At 50.8% G+C, this 15,787-nt stretch carries 19 protein-coding genes; 17 read left to right on the forward strand and 2 right to left on the reverse strand.

The genetic code is table 11. From position 1 onward, the window contains the following. Positions 1–30 precede the first annotated feature (30 nt). From ACO0LH_RS19550 to ACO0LH_RS19570, 5 genes are all read left to right on the forward strand, one after another. Complete coding sequence (locus tag ACO0LH_RS19550) at positions 31–552, forward strand: NUDIX domain-containing protein (protein WP_422942812.1); 522 nt, start codon at positions 31–33, stop codon at positions 550–552. A 338-nt stretch (positions 553–890) separates the two neighbouring features. Next, the gene (locus tag ACO0LH_RS19555; RefSeq protein WP_186947484.1) at positions 891–1,118 is read left to right on the forward strand and encodes a sulfurtransferase TusA family protein; all 228 of its coding nucleotides are present in this window, start codon (positions 891–893) and stop codon (positions 1,116–1,118) included. Positions 1,119–1,652: 534 nt separating this feature from the next. Next, positions 1,653–2,405 carry an electron transfer flavoprotein subunit beta/FixA family protein gene (locus ACO0LH_RS19560; protein WP_162042137.1) on the forward strand — a complete coding sequence of 251 codons (753 nt, stop codon included), beginning with the start codon at positions 1,653–1,655 and terminating at the stop codon, positions 2,403–2,405. Positions 2,406–2,493: 88 nt separating this feature from the next. Next, a complete protein-coding gene (locus ACO0LH_RS19565) occupies positions 2,494–3,423 on the forward strand; it encodes an electron transfer flavoprotein subunit alpha/FixB family protein (protein ID WP_422942813.1) in 930 nt (309 codons plus the stop codon). A gap of 252 nt (positions 3,424–3,675) precedes the next feature. Further along, a complete protein-coding gene (locus ACO0LH_RS19570; RefSeq protein ID WP_422942814.1) occupies positions 3,676–5,466 on the forward strand; it encodes an acyl-CoA dehydrogenase in 1,791 nt (596 codons plus the stop codon). Positions 5,467–5,641: 175 nt separating this feature from the next. Here the strand turns inward: ACO0LH_RS19570 and ACO0LH_RS19575 are convergent, their stop codons facing one another. Beyond that, positions 5,642–6,058, reverse strand: coding sequence for an NINE protein (locus ACO0LH_RS19575; RefSeq protein WP_422942815.1), 417 nt, complete (start codon positions 6,056–6,058; stop codon positions 5,642–5,644). 186 nt (positions 6,059–6,244) lie between these two features. On the opposite strand from ACO0LH_RS19575, the gene rpsP reads away from it, so the two are divergent. The 10 genes from rpsP to ACO0LH_RS19625 all read left to right on the forward strand — a co-directional run bounded on the left by rpsP (position 6,245) and on the right by ACO0LH_RS19625 (position 13,200). Then, entirely contained in the window at positions 6,245–6,496 is a 252-nt protein-coding gene (gene rpsP / locus ACO0LH_RS19580) for a 30S ribosomal protein S16 (protein WP_422942816.1), read from the forward strand. A 12-nt stretch (positions 6,497–6,508) separates the two neighbouring features. After that, positions 6,509–7,051: a ribosome maturation factor RimM gene (gene rimM, locus ACO0LH_RS19585; protein ID WP_422942817.1), complete on the forward strand. Its 543-nt coding sequence runs from the start codon at positions 6,509–6,511 to the stop codon at positions 7,049–7,051. 25 nt (positions 7,052–7,076) lie between these two features. Next, positions 7,077–7,823, forward strand: a complete 747-nt coding sequence (trmD, locus tag ACO0LH_RS19590) for a tRNA (guanosine(37)-N1)-methyltransferase TrmD (protein ID WP_422942818.1) — start codon at positions 7,077–7,079, stop codon at positions 7,821–7,823. A 130-nt stretch (positions 7,824–7,953) separates the two neighbouring features. Continuing rightward, positions 7,954–8,337 (forward strand): 50S ribosomal protein L19, encoded by a 384-nt coding sequence (gene rplS / locus ACO0LH_RS19595; protein ID WP_422942819.1) that lies wholly within the window; start codon positions 7,954–7,956, stop codon positions 8,335–8,337. Positions 8,338–8,411: 74 nt separating this feature from the next. Then, positions 8,412–9,080, forward strand: coding sequence for a CoA pyrophosphatase (locus ACO0LH_RS19600; protein ID WP_422942820.1), 669 nt, complete (start codon positions 8,412–8,414; stop codon positions 9,078–9,080). A gap of 285 nt (positions 9,081–9,365) precedes the next feature. Continuing rightward, positions 9,366–10,316, forward strand: a complete 951-nt coding sequence (locus tag ACO0LH_RS19605; protein ID WP_422942821.1) for a CobD/CbiB family protein — start codon at positions 9,366–9,368, stop codon at positions 10,314–10,316. 79 nt (positions 10,317–10,395) lie between these two features. Beyond that, complete coding sequence (locus tag ACO0LH_RS19610; protein ID WP_422942822.1) at positions 10,396–10,851, forward strand: GFA family protein; 456 nt, start codon at positions 10,396–10,398, stop codon at positions 10,849–10,851. 34 nt (positions 10,852–10,885) lie between these two features. After that, positions 10,886–11,458: a GNAT family N-acetyltransferase gene (locus tag ACO0LH_RS19615; protein ID WP_422942823.1), complete on the forward strand. Its 573-nt coding sequence runs from the start codon at positions 10,886–10,888 to the stop codon at positions 11,456–11,458. 30 nt (positions 11,459–11,488) lie between these two features. Continuing rightward, on the forward strand, positions 11,489–12,553 hold the full coding sequence (locus ACO0LH_RS19620; protein ID WP_422942824.1) for an acyltransferase family protein: 1,065 nt from the start codon (positions 11,489–11,491) through the stop codon (positions 12,551–12,553). 308 nt (positions 12,554–12,861) lie between these two features. Beyond that, entirely contained in the window at positions 12,862–13,200 is a 339-nt protein-coding gene (locus tag ACO0LH_RS19625) for a DUF3579 domain-containing protein (RefSeq protein WP_422942825.1), read from the forward strand. A 37-nt stretch (positions 13,201–13,237) separates the two neighbouring features. On the opposite strand, the gene ACO0LH_RS19630 is transcribed toward ACO0LH_RS19625, so the two are convergent. Beyond that, positions 13,238–14,158, reverse strand: a complete 921-nt coding sequence (locus tag ACO0LH_RS19630) for a LysR family transcriptional regulator (RefSeq protein ID WP_422942826.1) — start codon at positions 14,156–14,158, stop codon at positions 13,238–13,240. A 100-nt stretch (positions 14,159–14,258) separates the two neighbouring features. Between ACO0LH_RS19630 and ACO0LH_RS19635 the strand changes: the two genes are divergently transcribed. Together ACO0LH_RS19635 and ACO0LH_RS19640 are read left to right on the forward strand one after the other, a co-directional pair. After that, positions 14,259–14,990 (forward strand): histidine phosphatase family protein, encoded by a 732-nt coding sequence (locus ACO0LH_RS19635; protein ID WP_422942827.1) that lies wholly within the window; start codon positions 14,259–14,261, stop codon positions 14,988–14,990. A 26-nt stretch (positions 14,991–15,016) separates the two neighbouring features. Next, a complete protein-coding gene (locus ACO0LH_RS19640) occupies positions 15,017–15,781 on the forward strand; it encodes an SDR family oxidoreductase (protein ID WP_422942828.1) in 765 nt (254 codons plus the stop codon). The last annotated feature ends 6 nt before the right edge of the window (positions 15,782–15,787 follow it).

The following is a 15,787-nucleotide window of genomic DNA, read 5'->3' on the forward strand; positions in this document are numbered from 1 at the left end:
ACCCGAAAAACTTGATAAGCCCCGAGGATTTTGATGGAAATGAAATTTTGCCCGGTCTGTGCCACATCATTAATCGAACGTGCAGATGAGCAAGAAGCAGGTAAATTAAGACTGGCCTGTCCCGAAGGGCATTGGACACATTGGGATAATCCCCTGCCAGTATTGGCTGCCCTGGTTGAACTGGATGGCAAGATCATGCTGGCCCGCAATGCCGCCTGGCCAGAAAAAAGCTTTGCCCTCATCACCGGCTTCATGGAACGCGGCGAAACCCCGGAGCAGGGCGTGGCCCGCGAACTCAAAGAAGAAACAGACCTTAATGCCGATCAGATCACCCTGTTAGGCGTGTATGAGTTCATCCGAAAGAATGAGCTCATCATCGCCTACCATGTGAAGGCATCTGGTACGGTCACTTTGTCACCAGAACTGGTCGAATACCGTCTGATAGAACCGGAAAAACTGCGCCCCTGGAATGCCGGTACCGGCCATGCCATGGCTGACTGGATGCGTTCACGCGGGCTGGAGCCTGTCTACAGGGAATGGGAAGGCAAGTAAGCCCGGGTCTTTTGCATTGCAAAAGGATAGACGTTGGCGACCTGCCAAAGCGTGTGGAAATTTGCATCTGCCTGATCATGGAGCAGCAGTTTTACAATTGTTTTGATGAAATATCCGAACTAAGTAAGCCAGCAGTAAGTTTAATGACTAAGATGAGAGTAGCGGCTTTGGACGAAAAATCCTGGGTTTTGCACTATTGTAGTGCGGAAACTTTGTAAAATATTTGGTCTTTTGTTGTTAGTCTGCTGCGATGCACCATACAAATGAAAATTCCGGTAGAATTGGTGCATCAATTGTCGGGCGTATATGCTTACTCAATTTGTATTACTGGGAAAATCATGCAATTCAATAAAGAACTGGATGCACGCGGACTGAACTGTCCTCTTCCAATTTTAAAGACCAAGAAAGCACTGGCAGAAATGCTCACCGGTGAAGTCTTGCATGTCTTGGCGACTGATCCTGGATCTGTTCGCGACTTTAAAGCTTTCTCCAAGCAAACCGGCAATGAATTGCTGTCGCACATGGAAGGCAGTAAAGAGTTTGAATATTTCATCAAGCGCAAATAATTTGCGATTGCTTGTTTGAATTGGATATGTCGGTCTCAAATCCAAAGTTGTTGAGATGCTGTTATCCGCTCGCTAAAACCCGCAATGCTGTTGCGGGTTTTTTTACGCCTGCAAGATCTGATCTGTTTAATTCAACGTTGATTGAACGCTGATTCAGCATTGATTCAGCGTTGATATCGCCTCTGGTTTACTTGCTTGTTGGCGATATTTATCGTTTGCCTTTGGTTTCGATTAGGCATTCCTCTCTAGTGTTGAAGTGGATTAAAAAGAACGCTCGTGCTAAATTATGCAAAATCTTGATGTTTTCGTTTTATAATCACTACAATTTACGTATACGTCAATTTGTGGAAGCGAAAGCGAAGTAAGATGCGCTTAATATGTGATTTGTAAGTGCGTCGTATTGTTCGCAATCAACTTGTTTTCTGCAAGGTGTACGTCTGCTGTTGGCTTCAAACTTATTCAGTTTTAATCAGTTTTTCAGTTTACATTCGCATTACCTTCGGTATTCCCCAATTAGCTCATAAAGGCAGAACTATGAAAGTCCTGGTACCAGTCAAACGCGTCGTCGATTACAACGTCAAAGTACGCGTCAAATCTGATGGCTCTGGCGTTGATATCGCCAACGTCAAAATGTCCATGAACCCATTTGATGAAATCGCTGTTGAAGAAGCGACCCGCCTGAAAGAAGCGGGCGTGGTGACCGAGGTGATTGCTGTTTCTTGCGGCGTGGCACAATGCCAGGAAACCCTGCGTACCGCGATGGCAATTGGTGCTGACCGTGGCATTCTGGTCGAAAGCGATGCAGAACTGCAACCGCTGGCTGTGGCTAAATTGCTCAAGGCACTGGCTGATAAAGAGCAACCACAACTGATCATCCTCGGCAAACAGGCGATTGATGATGATTGCAACCAGACCGGCCAGATGCTGGCAGCCCTGCTGGGTTGGCCACAGGCGACTTTCGCTTCCAAAGTCACGGTTGCTGATGGTAAAGCCACGGTCACGCGTGAAGTGGACGGTGGTCTGGAAACATTGTCCCTGACACTGCCAGCCATCATCACCACAGACTTGCGCTTGAATGAGCCACGTTATGTGACTTTGCCTAACATCATGAAAGCCAAAAAAAAACAACTGGACAATGTCAAGCCAGCAGACCTGGGTGTCGACGTTGCTTCCCGCGTCAAGACCTTGAAAGTCACCGAGCCACCAAAACGCAGCGCCGGTATCAAAGTGCCTGACGTGGCGACCCTGGTTGCCAAGCTGCGCAATGAAGCCAAGGTTATTGGCTGATAGCTTTCAGCTTTCATAAAGACAGAATTTAAGAATAATTTTTGTTGCCGGGATATTGATCCTGACAATACATCAAGTGGAAGACATCATGACTACACTCGTCATCGCTGAACACGACAATGCTGGCCTCAAGGGCAGCACATTGAATACCGTTACTGCTGCTGCACAATGCGGCGCAGATGTACACGTACTGGTTGCTGGCCACAATGCTGGCGCAGTTGCACAAGCTGCTGCACAAATCGCTGGCGTCAGTAAAGTATTGCATGCAGATGCAGCGCATTTTGCCGATGGCCTGGCAGAAAACATTGCCGAGCAGGTATTGGCAATCGCTTCTGGCTACAGCCACATCCTGGCACCGGCAACTGCCTACGGCAAAAACATTTTGCCACGCGTTGCTGCCAAGCTCGACGTCTCGCAAATCTCTGAAATCACCAAAGTAGACAGTCCTGACACTTTCGAGCGTCCTATCTACGCTGGTAACGCCATCGCGACTGTACAATCGACAGATGCGATCAAGGTCATCACTGTACGTACAACAGGCTTTGATGCTGCGGCTACTGGTGGCTCTGCTGCTGTAGAAACTGTTGCTGCTGTTGCTGACTCTGGTAAATCTGCTTTCGTTTCGCGCGAAGTGGCCAAGTCTGACCGTCCTGAATTGACCGCTGCCAAAGTCATCGTTTCTGGTGGCCGTGGTATGGGTTCTGGCGAAAACTTCAAAATTCTGGAACCGTTGGCTGACAAGCTGGGTGCGGCCATGGGTGCATCCCGTGCTGCGGTGGATGCTGGCTTTGTACCGAATGACTGGCAAGTTGGCCAAACCGGCAAAATCGTTGCTCCGCAACTGTACATCGCCGTCGGTATCTCCGGCGCGATCCAGCATCTGGCCGGTATGAAAGATTCCAAAACCATCGTCGCCATCAACAAAGATCCAGAAGCACCGATCTTCTCGGTAGCTGACTACGGCATCGTTGGCGATCTGTTTGATATCGTTCCACAGTTGGTAGCTGAACTGGGCTAAAAAGGAACCCCTGATTAAGCTACTGCGCGACGCTATTTTGGGCCTGCGATGCTCGCCGTACAGTCGTACGAAGCGCTTCCGGGTTTTCAATGAGCCAAACTAACGCCGCTCGCTACGCTTCCTCAGGGATTCCTTGATTCACGTAATTTGTTGGTCACCTTAGTGATCTGACTGGGGGGCAGGTAAGCGGTTTATCGCATCATTCTGGCGATCTTCCTGACCTGCCCCTTCTTCTTTTTTTGGGATACAAAAATGAGCTATGTTGCCCCTGTCAAAGACATGCTGTTCATCATCAATGAACTGGCTGGTCTGGCTGAAGTCAGTGCCTTGCCTGGTTGTGAAGATGCGACGGCAGAAACCGTAGAAGCGGTGCTGGAAGAAAACGCCAAATTTGCCGGTGAAGTGGTGGCCCCATTGAACTGGCCAGGCGACCAGGCACCGAGCTACTGGAAAGACGGCGAAGTCTTCACCACCAAGGGTTTCAAGGAAGCCTTCAAGATGTTTGGCGAGGCAGGCTGGCAGGGTGTGCAGCACCCGCAAGAATTTGGCGGCCAGGGCTTGCCCAAGCTGGTGGCGACACCTTGCATAGAAATGTTGAATGCCGCCAGTATCTCGTTTGCGCTTTGCCCGCTGCTGACAGACGGTGCGATTGAAGCCCTGCTGACTGCAGGTACAGATGAACAAAAAGCCATCTACCTGGAAAATCTGATTTCCGGTAAGTGGACCGGCACCATGAATTTGACCGAGCCACAAGCCGGGTCTGACCTGGCGATGGTCCGCAGCCGTGCCGTGCCCCAAGGCGACGGTACTTACAAAGTCTACGGCACCAAGATTTTCATCACCTATGGTGAACACGATATGGCAGAAAATATCGTCCACCTGGTGCTGGCACGTACGCCGGATGCACCAGAAGGCGTCAAAGGTATTTCCCTGTTCATCGTGCCAAAATTCCTGGTCAATGCTGATGGCACACTGGGTGCGCGCAATGATGCACACTGTGTATCGATAGAACACAAACTGGGCATCAAGGCCAGCCCGACTGCGGTATTGCAGTTTGGTGACAACGGCGGCGCGATAGGCACGCTGGTCGGTGAAGAAAACCGCGGCCTTGAATATATGTTCATCATGATGAATGCCGCCCGTTTTGGCGTTGGCATGCAGGGCATAGGCGTGGCAGAACGCGCTTATCAAAAGGCGGTTCAATACGCCAAAGACCGTGTGCAATCGCGTGACCTGGCAGGCTCTGCCGGCCCGGTTGCCATCATCAATCACCCTGATGTACGTCGTATGCTGATGTCCATGCGTGCACAGACTGAAGGCGCACGTGCGCTGGCTTATGTGGCTGCCGGTATCAGCGATTTCGCCCATCACCATGCTGATACGGGCGTGCGCAAGGCGCATCAGGCCATGTATGAATATCTGGTGCCTGTCGTCAAGGGTTGGTCGACAGAAATGTCACTGGATGTCACATCGACGGGTGTACAGGTGCATGGTGGCATGGGCTTTATTGAAGAAACTGGTGCTGCGCAGCATTATCGTGATTCCAGGATCTTGACGATCTATGAAGGCACGACAGCAATTCAGGCGAATGATCTGGTGGGGCGCAAGACTGCCCGTGATGGCGGCGCAACAGCCAAAGCCTTTATCGCGCAAATCCGTGAAACGGAAGCGCAACTGGCGGCAAGTGGTTCTGCTGACATGCTGGCAATACAGCGTCAACTGGTCGCTGGTTCTGCTGCGCTGGAAAGCGCGGTCGATTATGTTGTCACCAACTTCAAGCAGGATATCAAAGGCGTCTTTGCCGGTAGCGTGCTGTATTTGAAGCTGGCAGGTATCGTTCTGGGTGGCTGGCAAATGGCGCGTGCTGCCATCGTCGCCCAGCAAAAGCTGGATGCAGGCGCAGGGGATGCCGCGTTCTATAAAGCAAAAATTGCGACGGCACGTTATTTTGCTGACCATATCCTGTCCGCAGCCCAAGGTTTGCGCTCAGCGATCGTCGATGGCAGTGCAGGGGTGATGGCGCTGGAAGAGGATCAGTTCTAAGAACCTGTTTCCTGTCTTACTGCGCGTGCGTGATCGGGGGCTCATACGCTGCTCTTCATCCCGCTGACGTTCGCTACAGATTATCAACAGGTTCCAAAACACCAGGAAGTAGAAAAGGGTAAAAAAAATGGCTCAAGTTTGCTTGAGCCATTTTTGTTTCTGTAGCCAGTACAGCTTAGCCGTAAGCACCGCCGGTATAAAGCAAATCAAAAGCGCGGGCAATGACGGCAATCAGTGATCCTGCGCCTATGCCAAGGCTTAACACCAGTATCAGCGCCAGTGGCCATGAAGAATCACTGACCTTGCCAGAGCCAGCATTGAATCTGGCATCCCATTTTTCATCCGACATCAGGCCCAATACCAGGGTTTCCAGTATGGCAATCAAAAATGACAGTGTTAGCAGGCCATAAGTCAGCAAGCCAGGCTGGCCGAAATAGAAGTGGGCGATGATTGCGGAGATGGGCAGGGCAATGAAATGCAGCCAGCCCCATTTGTCTTTCTTGCCACGAAGATAAAAGCGGTGCGCGCCAAATGCGCCCAGTACGGCTGCCAGCAAAGTGGCCAGGGTTTTATTTTTATGCGTTTGTGTCATGGGGGCAAGCGGTAAAATACGAAGCTGTGATTGTATGTCATACCGCCAAACCGTGTCGTAATTGTCACGCTACTTCCATAAACAAGGCGAAATGACGGGGAAAAGTGGGATAGTCCTTGCGACTTGCTTAAGAAACGGGCTATAATCTACAGCTTTTTCCGCGTTCAGACATTTTTTGGAAATATTATGGTCGTTATTCGTTTAGCTCGTGGTGGCGCAAAAAAGCGCCCTTTTTACAACATCGTTGCAACTGATTCCCGTAATCGTCGCGATGGTCGCTTTATCGAGCGTATCGGTTTCTACAATCCTGTAGCAACTGGTAATGCTGAGACAGTTCGTGTCGCAGCAGATCGCCTCGCATACTGGCAAGGTGTTGGCGCGCAGTTGTCGCCAGCAGTAGCACGCCTGGTAGCGCAATCCAGCAAAGCAGCAGCTTAATCGCTGGCTTTGATGGCTGCTGAAGTTCATGTTCCTGATGATTTAGTCCTGGTTGGCTATATCTCGGGAGCATTTGGTATTCATGGTTGGGTAAGGATACGTCCTTATTCTTCCGATGCTGATGCAATGTTGTCAGCTAAGACCTGGTGGTTGAACAAGCCAGATTTACACGATGTTGACCGCATGGAAGTCAAAATCCATGGTGAAGACGTAGTGGCGCGACTGGTGGGTGTGCCTGACAGAAATGCGGCTGAGGCGCTGAAAGGCTCTTCCGTTCAAATTTCCCGTAAGCATTTCCCGGCATTGGCGACTGGCGAATTCTATTGGGTAGACCTCATGGGTCTGCAGGTAGACAATCTGCAAGGCGAAAATTTAGGTGTCGTCAGAGACATGATGGATAACGGTGCGCATCCTATTCTAAGGGTTGCTGCGCAGGATGTTCCTGAAGCTGAACTGGCGAAACACGAACTGCTGATTCCCTTTGTCGAAAACTTCGTTAAAGAAGTAGATCAGAAGGCAAGAAAAATTCTGGTCGACTGGGGCAGGGACTATTAACGTAATGCAATCAGAAGGCATGCACATGCAGTTTGATGTCATTACGCTGTTTCCTGAAATGTTCGCAGCTATTACGCAATCAGGCGTAACACGGCGTGCATTTGAACAAAAAAAATGCGAATTGAAGCTCTGGAATCCCCGCGATTTTACCAGTGACAAACATCGTACTGTGGATGACCGGTCTTATGGCGGTGGCCCAGGTATGGTGATGATGGCAAAACCTTTGCAGGCTGCAATTGCCGCTGCGAAGCTGCGTCAGACTGAATCATCCCAGACAGCCCCAAAGGTGATTTATCTGTCGCCGCAGGGCAGGCCGCTTACCCATCAAAAGGTAATGCAGCTGACGGAGGCCAGTGGTCTGGTACTGTTGTGTGGGCGATATGAAGCGGTTGATCAGCGTTTGCTGGATAATTACGTCGATGAAGAAATCAGCCTTGGCGATTTCGTTCTGTCTGGCGGTGAATTGCCTGCAATGGCGCTGATGGATGCGGTGATACGCCAGATTCCCGGTGTCTTGCATGATGATGCATCGGCGGTTGAAGACAGTTTTGTGAATGGCTTGCTGGATTGCCCGCACTACACGCGACCGGAAATCTTCGAAGAAGAATCCGTGCCAGCCGTGTTATTGGGTGGCAACCATGCCGAGATTGAAAAATGGCGACGCCAGCAGGCTTTGTTGGCCAGTCAGCAGAAACGCCCTGATTTGATCGTTGCAGCACGCGCAGCAGGCTTGCTTAGCCGTGCTGATGAAAAGTTTTTAAGTAGTTTGTAGTCAATTTCTGTCTTAGGGCAGAAATCAATAAGCGCAAATCGTATGATTTGCATGGTAAACCCCATCCTCTACCGGGCATCAGTCAGAACCAGGTTCTGCGGCGTCGGCAAGATGGTCTTAGGAGTAAAAAATGGATCTGATCCAAAAATTAGAGCAAGAAGAAATTGCTCGCCTCGGCAAGAGCATTCCTGACTTTGCACCAGGTGACACAGTCGTTGTGAGCGTCAACGTTGTTGAAGGTACTCGCAAACGTGCACAGGCTTACGAAGGTGTTGTTATCTCCCGTCGTAACCGTGGTTTGAATTCCAACTTCATCGTCCGTAAGATTTCTTCCGGCGAAGGCGTTGAGCGTACATTCCAGTTGTATTCCCCACTGATCGCTTCTATCGAAGTGAAACGTCGCGGTGATGTACGTCGCGCTAAGTTGTACTACTTGCGTGAACGTTCTGGTAAATCTGCTCGTATTAAAGAGAAATTGCCAGCACGTAAAGTTGCTGCCGCAAAAGCAGAGTAATATCTGGTCTTGCAGTATCAAAAAAAAGGATGCTCAGGCATCCTTTTTTCATTTGAAAGAAAAAGTTTATTATTTTGAGCAAAGCTTTCCTTAATCCTGAACTGTTGCCTATACATTCCACTGCCGATGAAGCAGCGGTACCGGCATATCGCCTGTCGGCTGACTGGTTACGCCAGCGCTTTTCTGAACAAAGGGAATGGGCGCCAGAGGTGAGCGACGAGAATTTCTTCTCGAAAAATTTACTCTTTAAGCCAGCTTCGGTATTGATTCCCATTGTCCAGCATAAAGATGGCTTGACCTTGCTGCTGACCGAAAGGGCCGCGCATTTGAACGACCATCCTGGGCAAATCAGTTTCCCGGGTGGGCGTTTTGAAGAAGCCGACATCAATCCCGTAGAAACTGCCTTGCGTGAAGCTGAAGAAGAAGTGGGTTTGCAACGGCGTTTTGTCGATGTGCTGGGGCGTTTGCCAGAATACCGTACCGGTACCGGCTATCAGGTCAGCCCTATCGTGGCGCTGGTGAATCCTGCTTTTGAATTGCAGTCTGACCCTACCGAAGTGGCTGCCATCTTTGAAGTACCATTGGCTTTTCTGATGGATGGCAAAAACCATCAGCGCAGGACATTTGAGTTGCCCGATGGTAGTGGTCAGCGGCAATTTTATGCCATGCCCTATCAGCAGCATTTCATCTGGGGCGCAACGGCTGGTATGTTGCGCAATCTGTTTCATTTTTTGCGCGCATGATAGCAAAAGACTTGCTTTTAGTGTCCTGATCGACGGATTCATTCAACAAATCTGGCCAAATCTGACGAGGATCGCCACGATACTGTGTCGCAAATCCTGGTAAGGCACCAGCCTTGCTGTGCTTGGCTTCTTGCCTCATAAGGACTTCTCCAGATTTGTTATCGAATGAATTAATAACCGGGACGCTGGAACAAAGCTTCATAATCTGACTAAATCGGTTTACACTTGCCGCATTTGCAAATTCATTGTTTGCCGCTTTGCGCTGCAACATAAGTCCAGTCAATCATGACCTTTATTTCCATTCTGTTGGCCCTGTTAATTGAGCAGCTCAAGCCTTTGCGGGCAGATAACCCTATCTATACGCAAATCCAGACGCTGGCTGAAAAAATCGAGGCTTCGTTTAATGCAGGTAAAATCAAGCACGGTCGCCTGGGCTGGTGGATCATTGTCGGCTTGCTGACTGTGCCTACCGCGCTGATCTATTGGTTGTGTCACCGCCTCAGCCCTTTTGCGGCACTGATCTGGAATGTGATCATCGTTTATCTGACGCTGGGTTTTCGTCGTTACAGCCATTATTTCACGTCCATACAACTGGCCCTGAGTTCAGGCGATGAAGAGGCTGCCCGCCGTTACCTGGCTGAATGGACGCATCTCGATACCACTGGCATGGATGTTTCTGAAATCTCCCGGCTGGCAGTGGAGCGTTCATTGATCGCCAGCCATCGCAATGTGTTTGGCGTGTTTTTCTGGTTCCTGATGCCGGTCGGGCCAGCATGTGCCGTCATGTACCGTGTTGCCGAATATCTGGCGCGGGCATGGAATGAACCTGAGCATATGAAAAATGAAGAGTTCGGTGTCTATGCCGCCCAGGTGTTTTACTGGATAGACTGGATACCAGCCCGCCTGACGGCGGTCGCCTTTGCCGTTGTCGGTAATTTCGAAGATGCGGTTTATTCATGGCGTAACTATGCTGACCGCTGGTCGGATGAGGTAGTCGGTATCATTTTATCGGCAGGTGGTGGTGCACTTGGTGTACGTCTCGGCGAACCTGAAGAAAAAGCCATGGTCTTGCAGGCCGATGCCAGCGCCGTTGATGTCGACAGCCTGGAGCTGGAAAGCCAGCCCGGTGCTGAGGCATCGCCCAGGGCTTTGCAAAGCGCGGTTGGCCTGGTCTGGCGCGCCTTGCTACTGTGGATGTTGCTGCTCTTGCTCCTGTCCTTTGCTGCCTGGGTATAAGTCAACGAAGCTGGCCTTGCATTGCAGCCAGCTCTTTTCGCGTTCCTGATTTGGTCGTCGTCATTTCTTATGTCTAGTCATGCCAAAAACTTTCAAAGGCCAGTGTCAGTGCGGTGATATTCAATATGTGGTTCAGGGACGACCATTAACCCTGTTTTGCTGTCATTGCAAGGATTGTCAGCGCCAGTCATCCAGCGCCTTTGGCATGGCTTTCTGGATCGCGGATGCCGTATTGGAATTAGCCCATGGCCACTTGCAGAAATGGGTGCGCACCATGCCATCCGGCCGACAGATGGAATGCAGCTTTTGTCCGGTTTGCGGGACACGCTTGTTCCACCGTATTCTTGGTCAGGACGCCGTTCTCAGTATCAAACCGGGAACCCTGGACGATGCACGTGATTTGAAGCCAGTGGCACATATCTGGACAGCCAGTGCGCAATCCTGGCTGCAACTGGATGGGCAAGATCTGCAATATCCGCATAACCCTGATGATTTTCAGGCATTGATTGCTGCCTGGGCTGAAATGCACCCCTGAACTATTCCAGACATGCAAACTGCTTGTTGAAAACATGAAAAAAATTATCGCTCCCGGTATTTGCCTGCGCGCGTTAGAAGCTGGTGATGCCGAACAATTTGCCGCCGTGGTGCTGGAATCAGTGCCCACGGTAGGGCGCTGGATGTCATGGTGCCATGCCGGGTTTACGGTGGATGGCGCGCATGAATGGTTTGACGCCTGCAACCGTGCCCGTGCAGAAAGTACGGCGTATGAATTTGGTATCTTCACTGAAGACGGCAAGGAGTTATTGGGCGGCTGTGGCCTGAACCTGATCAGCAAGATGCACAATTACTGTAACCTCGGTTATTGGGTCAGGCAATCAAAACAGGGGCAGGGCATTGCCACCCAGGTAGCTCGCATACTCGCAGAAGCCGGCTTCAGGCACATGGGCTTTAACCGCATAGAGATCGTGGTTGCTGAAGGTAATGAACTCAGTATGCAGGTCGCGAGAAAACTGGGAGCACAGCATGAATGCATGGCACGTAACCGCCTGATGGTTGATGGCCAGCCGGTGTCAGCATCGATAAACTCACTGATACTGCAAGAATGGCCAGCGTTAGCCTGCCCAATGACGATCGAAAGCTGAAGTAACTGATACCAGGAGGACGGTAGCCACATGCAGGCACGCAACGCCACCATTGATATTGGCAAAGGGCTGGGAATTATCCTGGTGGTGTTTGGCCACAACTGGATCATTGCGCATGATCATGGTGAATTGTTTCGCATCGTCTTTTCTTTCCACATGCCCCTGTTTTTTTTCTTGTCAGGCGCTGTGCTTCATCATGATGCCGCTTTCAGGGATTATGCGGTGTTCAAAGCAGATGCACTGCTGAAACCGTATTTTATTGTCCTGCTGGTATGGGGCGCTTTTCGCATACTGTTTGCCCATGTGCCCTGGGATACTTATCTGGCTGGCCTCTTGTATGGCACCGGCAACACCATAGAATGGGTGCCATTGTGGTATTTGCCGCATCTTTTTTTAGCCATGCTGGCAGCATGGGGCATATTACGTATCATTGACTGCTTTCAATCGCGGCAGGTAATAGCCTGGCTGCTTGCCGCTTTGCTGCTGGGCGTTGGCATTGTCGCCACGCAAATGGTGGCCCGGCTTGATGGGCAGGCTTATGAGCATCTGAACCATATACTGGCAAATCACCAGAACAACTTCCCTGGCTTACCCTGGAGTGCCGACTTGCTAGGTATCAGTACGGCATTTATCCTGCTGGGTTATCTGTTGCGTGACAAGGTCATGCACTTTAAGCCGCGCCTGTGGATTTTAATGCTGGCGGCCCTGGTCTTCGTGGCCTTGCATATCTTGTTCGATGACACCATAGACCTGAACATGCGCCAGTACGACAGCTGGTGGGTGTCTACTGCGCAGGCGGTGGCAGGCATTTACCTGTTGCTGTGTATGGCAGATGCACTGGGTCACTGGCCTGCTGGCAGGCGGGTATTTGCTTATCTGGGTAATAGCAGTCTGTTCATCATGATTTTTCATTCATGGATAGAGTGGAAAGTCTTTACGCTGCTGGGCAAGCTGGATCCGCAGGCTTCCAATGACTACCTGCATGCCATCGTTGCCCTGTTTTGCGGCCTGCTGCTGCCCTTGCTGATATTGGAAGTGGTGAAAAGACAAACTCTGTTGACAAAATTACTGTTGCCTTTCCGAAGCCGTCTATAAAAAAACAGCTGGCTTCAGACGGGCTTCTGGTCAGTCATGCCCCTGTAGTGTGCCTGTGCTTACATGGCAGGGTGGTCAAGTACACGTTGGCTACCGCACTTTACTAAGATTCAAAATGAACTATATTGGCTTAATTGCCAGGCATGTTTACCGATGTGGGAACGAATTTTGCAAAGGCTCACAATATATCTACCCGGCGATTTTGATTCAAGTCTTCTATAAGATATAATATGGAAGTATTCTGAAAGCTTGGTATCACATAATGATGTTAAGCTTTTTTCACTCTTGCTTCATAGCGAGCCGAGCACATGGCCGATTCCAATAAAACGCAACCTCAGCAAGTACGCGAGTTTTTCATCCAAGGTCTTACCAGTGATGGCAAACAATTTCGCCCCAGTGACTGGGCAGAGCGCCTGTGCGGAGCCATGTCCTGTTTCAGCCCTGACGGTGGGCGTAATTCGCACCTGCAATACTCGCCCTATGTGCGTCCTATCCTGTTAAATGGCGTGCGTTCTGTCGTGGTCAATGAAGCCATACGTGAAATTGAGCCGCTGGCATATCACTTTGTGGTCAGTTTTGCCAAAGATAATGATTTACAGATTATCGATGCCTGCCTGTTGCCGGACGCCCCTGTAGCGGGAAAATAAGGCATTCAAACCAGCGGCAGGCAGATATGGCAGCAAATCAGTCGTCCGGCGTGATGGATGCTTGAAATGCCTGTATCACCTGTTGCCTCAACCAGCGATTGGCCGGATCATTTTCCACATTCTGGTGCCAGTACAAATACACATCCCAAGAAGGCATGACTACTGGCAAAGGTAAAATCTGGTTGTCAAACTGTTCATTGGCAATGCGCGCATAGCCTTCTGGCATGGTCAGTAACAGATCAGTCTGGCTGACGACCCTGCAAGCAGCGAAGTAATGCTGGCAACGCAGGCGTATGCGTCTTTGCAATCCCAGGCGGCTCAGTTCAAAATCTTCCAGACCCATGCCCTTGCGGCGCGAACTGGCCAGTATGTGTTCTGCCTGCATATAACTGTCCATATCCAGCTTGCCCTGAATGACAGGGTGATCACGTCTGGCCAGCACCACGGTGGTGTCCTGCTTTATCTTCTGGCGATGTATTTCATTCGGCAATGGCAATAGCATGTCAATTGCCAGATCCAGGCTGCCCGCGGCCAGTTCACTGACCAGCTCTCTTCTTTCCACCTGTATCGCTGCCAGATTGATTTGCGGCGCCAGCCGCGTAATGCTTTCCATCAGTGGCGGCAGGGCGGTGGATTCCAAAACATCCCGCAAGGCCAGGTTGAACTGTTTGGTCGCCAGTGCCGGGTCAAACTTGTCATTCTCGGTCAGCGTCACCTCCAGCCCGCGCAAGGCTTGCCGCACTGGTTCTATGATGCTGCGCGCCAGCGGGGTCGAGACCATCATCTGCCCCTGACGCACGAACAAAGGGTCATTGAACAATTGCCGCAAGCGATTCAGCGCATGGCTGATGGCTGGCTGTGTCAGGTTCAGTTGCTGGCTGGCACGCGTCACGCTGCCTTCGGTATAGATGGCAACAAAGACAGTGAACAGGTTTAAATCGACACGGGATAAATGCATAAAATTAATTAATTCAGATAATAACTATTCATTTGATCAATTATAGGTGTGGGCATACACTTTGTTCATCAAATTAATGCGTTTATTTATTGAGGAACTAATGGCAGCTTTATATCTGGTCAGGCATGGACAGGCGTCATTTGGCAACCAGAACTATGACCAATTGTCTGAACTGGGTGAACAGCAGGCGCGTCATCTGGGCCGCTGGTGGGCTGCACGTGATATGCAGGTCTCACGTGTTGTCACGGGTGCGCTGAAACGGCACCAGCAAACCGCGCAAGCCTGTCTGTCTGAAATGCTGCAACAGGATATTGATGCACTCGACACCTCTGCCTGGCATTGTGATGCGGGTTTTAATGAATACAACCATCATGAAGTTCTGGCGCGGCATGTGCCGGCTTTTGATGACCCGGCAGCCGTCAAGCATTTCCTCTTGAATACGCCGAATGGCAAGCAGGCCTTCCAGGATATTTTTGCCCAGGCTATCAGCCGCTGGATGTCAGGTGAGCATGATACGGAATATGTAGAAAGCTGGAATGAATTCCGTCAGCGCTGCGTTACCGCCATGCACAAGCAACTGGCGATTGCGGATGATGCGAAGAACATCGTGGTGTTCACCTCGGGCGGCACAATCTCGGCGCTATGCCAGCATGTGCTTGGCTTCCCCGACCCACGCTTTGCTGAACTCAACTGGTCGCTGGTGAATAGTGCAGTCACGCGCTTTCATTTGCAGCCGACCGCAGAAGGCATAGTGCGTCCAGCACTGGCTTACCTGAATAACTTTTCGCATCTTGAAGTGTTGAACAATTCCAAAGCCATCACTTACGTTTAACGAAATAAGAGAAATGAGAGAGACAGATGACAGCAATGTTTGATTTGGTCGGCAAGGTCGCACTGGTTACCGGCGCCAGCCGTGGCATAGGTGAAGCCGTTGCCAAAACCCTGGCTGCCAACGGTGCCTATGTCATCGTGAGCAGCCGTAAGGCTGAAGCTTGCGAAGCCGTGGTGGCATCGATTATCGCTGCCGGCGGCAAGGCAGAAGCACGTGCCTGCCATATCGGTGAAATGGCGCAGATAGATGCCCTGTTTGCTGACATTACAGCAGCGCACGGCAAGCTTGATATTCTGGTCAACAATGCCGCCACCAACCCACACTTCGGGCATATCACCGAGACGGATGTCAGCGCGTTCCAGAAGACGGTCGATGTCAATATACGCGGCTATTTCTTCATGTCTTCAGCCGGTGCCAAACTGATGGCAAAACATGGTGGCGGCAGCATCATCAATGTGGCTTCTGTCAACGGCGTAGTGCCAGGCGCCATGCAGGGGATTTATTCCATCACCAAGGCAGCGGTCATCGCCATGACCAAATCCTTCGCCCAAGAGTGTGCACCCATGGGCGTGCGCGTGAATGCCTTGCTGCCTGGCGCGACTGATACCAAGTTTGCCTCAGCCCTGTTCCACAATCCCGTCATTCTCGAAAGAGCATTGACCCGCATACCCATGAAGCGCATTGCCGAACCCGATGAAATGGCCGGCACGGTCTTGTACCTGGCATCGAATGCATCGAGCTATACGACAGGTGCCTGCATCAATGTTGATGGTGGTTATCTGGTTAGCTAAGGCAAT

Origin of the sequence: Undibacterium sp. TJN19 (assembly GCF_049339485.1) — a bacterium.
In the GTDB taxonomy this organism is placed as follows: Bacteria; Pseudomonadota; Gammaproteobacteria; order Burkholderiales; family Burkholderiaceae_D; genus Undibacterium.

What these genes read in the sequence shown, in the direction of transcription:
- rimM (WP_422942817.1), top strand. Translation starts at nt 6,509, where the DNA reads ATGGCTGCTGAAGTTCATGTTCCTGATGATTTAGTCCTGGTTGGCTAT.
- ACO0LH_RS19555 (WP_186947484.1), top strand. Translation starts at nt 891, where the DNA reads ATGCAATTCAATAAAGAACTGGATGCACGCGGACTGAACTGTCCTCTT.
- ACO0LH_RS19620 (WP_422942824.1), top strand. Translation starts at nt 11,489, where the DNA reads ATGCAGGCACGCAACGCCACCATTGATATTGGCAAAGGGCTGGGAATT.
- ACO0LH_RS19570 (WP_422942814.1), top strand. Translation starts at nt 3,676, where the DNA reads ATGAGCTATGTTGCCCCTGTCAAAGACATGCTGTTCATCATCAATGAA.
- ACO0LH_RS19610 (WP_422942822.1), top strand. Translation starts at nt 10,396, where the DNA reads ATGCCAAAAACTTTCAAAGGCCAGTGTCAGTGCGGTGATATTCAATAT.
- ACO0LH_RS19630 (WP_422942826.1), bottom strand. Translation starts at nt 14,158, where the DNA reads ATGCATTTATCCCGTGTCGATTTAAACCTGTTCACTGTCTTTGTTGCC.
- ACO0LH_RS19560 (WP_162042137.1), top strand. Translation starts at nt 1,653, where the DNA reads ATGAAAGTCCTGGTACCAGTCAAACGCGTCGTCGATTACAACGTCAAA.
- ACO0LH_RS19635 (WP_422942827.1), top strand. Translation starts at nt 14,259, where the DNA reads ATGGCAGCTTTATATCTGGTCAGGCATGGACAGGCGTCATTTGGCAAC.
- ACO0LH_RS19640 (WP_422942828.1), top strand. Translation starts at nt 15,017, where the DNA reads ATGACAGCAATGTTTGATTTGGTCGGCAAGGTCGCACTGGTTACCGGC.
- ACO0LH_RS19625 (WP_422942825.1), top strand. Translation starts at nt 12,862, where the DNA reads ATGGCCGATTCCAATAAAACGCAACCTCAGCAAGTACGCGAGTTTTTC.
- ACO0LH_RS19605 (WP_422942821.1), top strand. Translation starts at nt 9,366, where the DNA reads ATGACCTTTATTTCCATTCTGTTGGCCCTGTTAATTGAGCAGCTCAAG.
- trmD (WP_422942818.1), top strand. Translation starts at nt 7,077, where the DNA reads ATGCAGTTTGATGTCATTACGCTGTTTCCTGAAATGTTCGCAGCTATT.
- rplS (WP_422942819.1), top strand. Translation starts at nt 7,954, where the DNA reads ATGGATCTGATCCAAAAATTAGAGCAAGAAGAAATTGCTCGCCTCGGC.
- ACO0LH_RS19565 (WP_422942813.1), top strand. Translation starts at nt 2,494, where the DNA reads ATGACTACACTCGTCATCGCTGAACACGACAATGCTGGCCTCAAGGGC.
- ACO0LH_RS19615 (WP_422942823.1), top strand. Translation starts at nt 10,886, where the DNA reads ATGAAAAAAATTATCGCTCCCGGTATTTGCCTGCGCGCGTTAGAAGCT.
- ACO0LH_RS19575 (WP_422942815.1), bottom strand. Translation starts at nt 6,058, where the DNA reads ATGACACAAACGCATAAAAATAAAACCCTGGCCACTTTGCTGGCAGCC.
- rpsP (WP_422942816.1), top strand. Translation starts at nt 6,245, where the DNA reads ATGGTCGTTATTCGTTTAGCTCGTGGTGGCGCAAAAAAGCGCCCTTTT.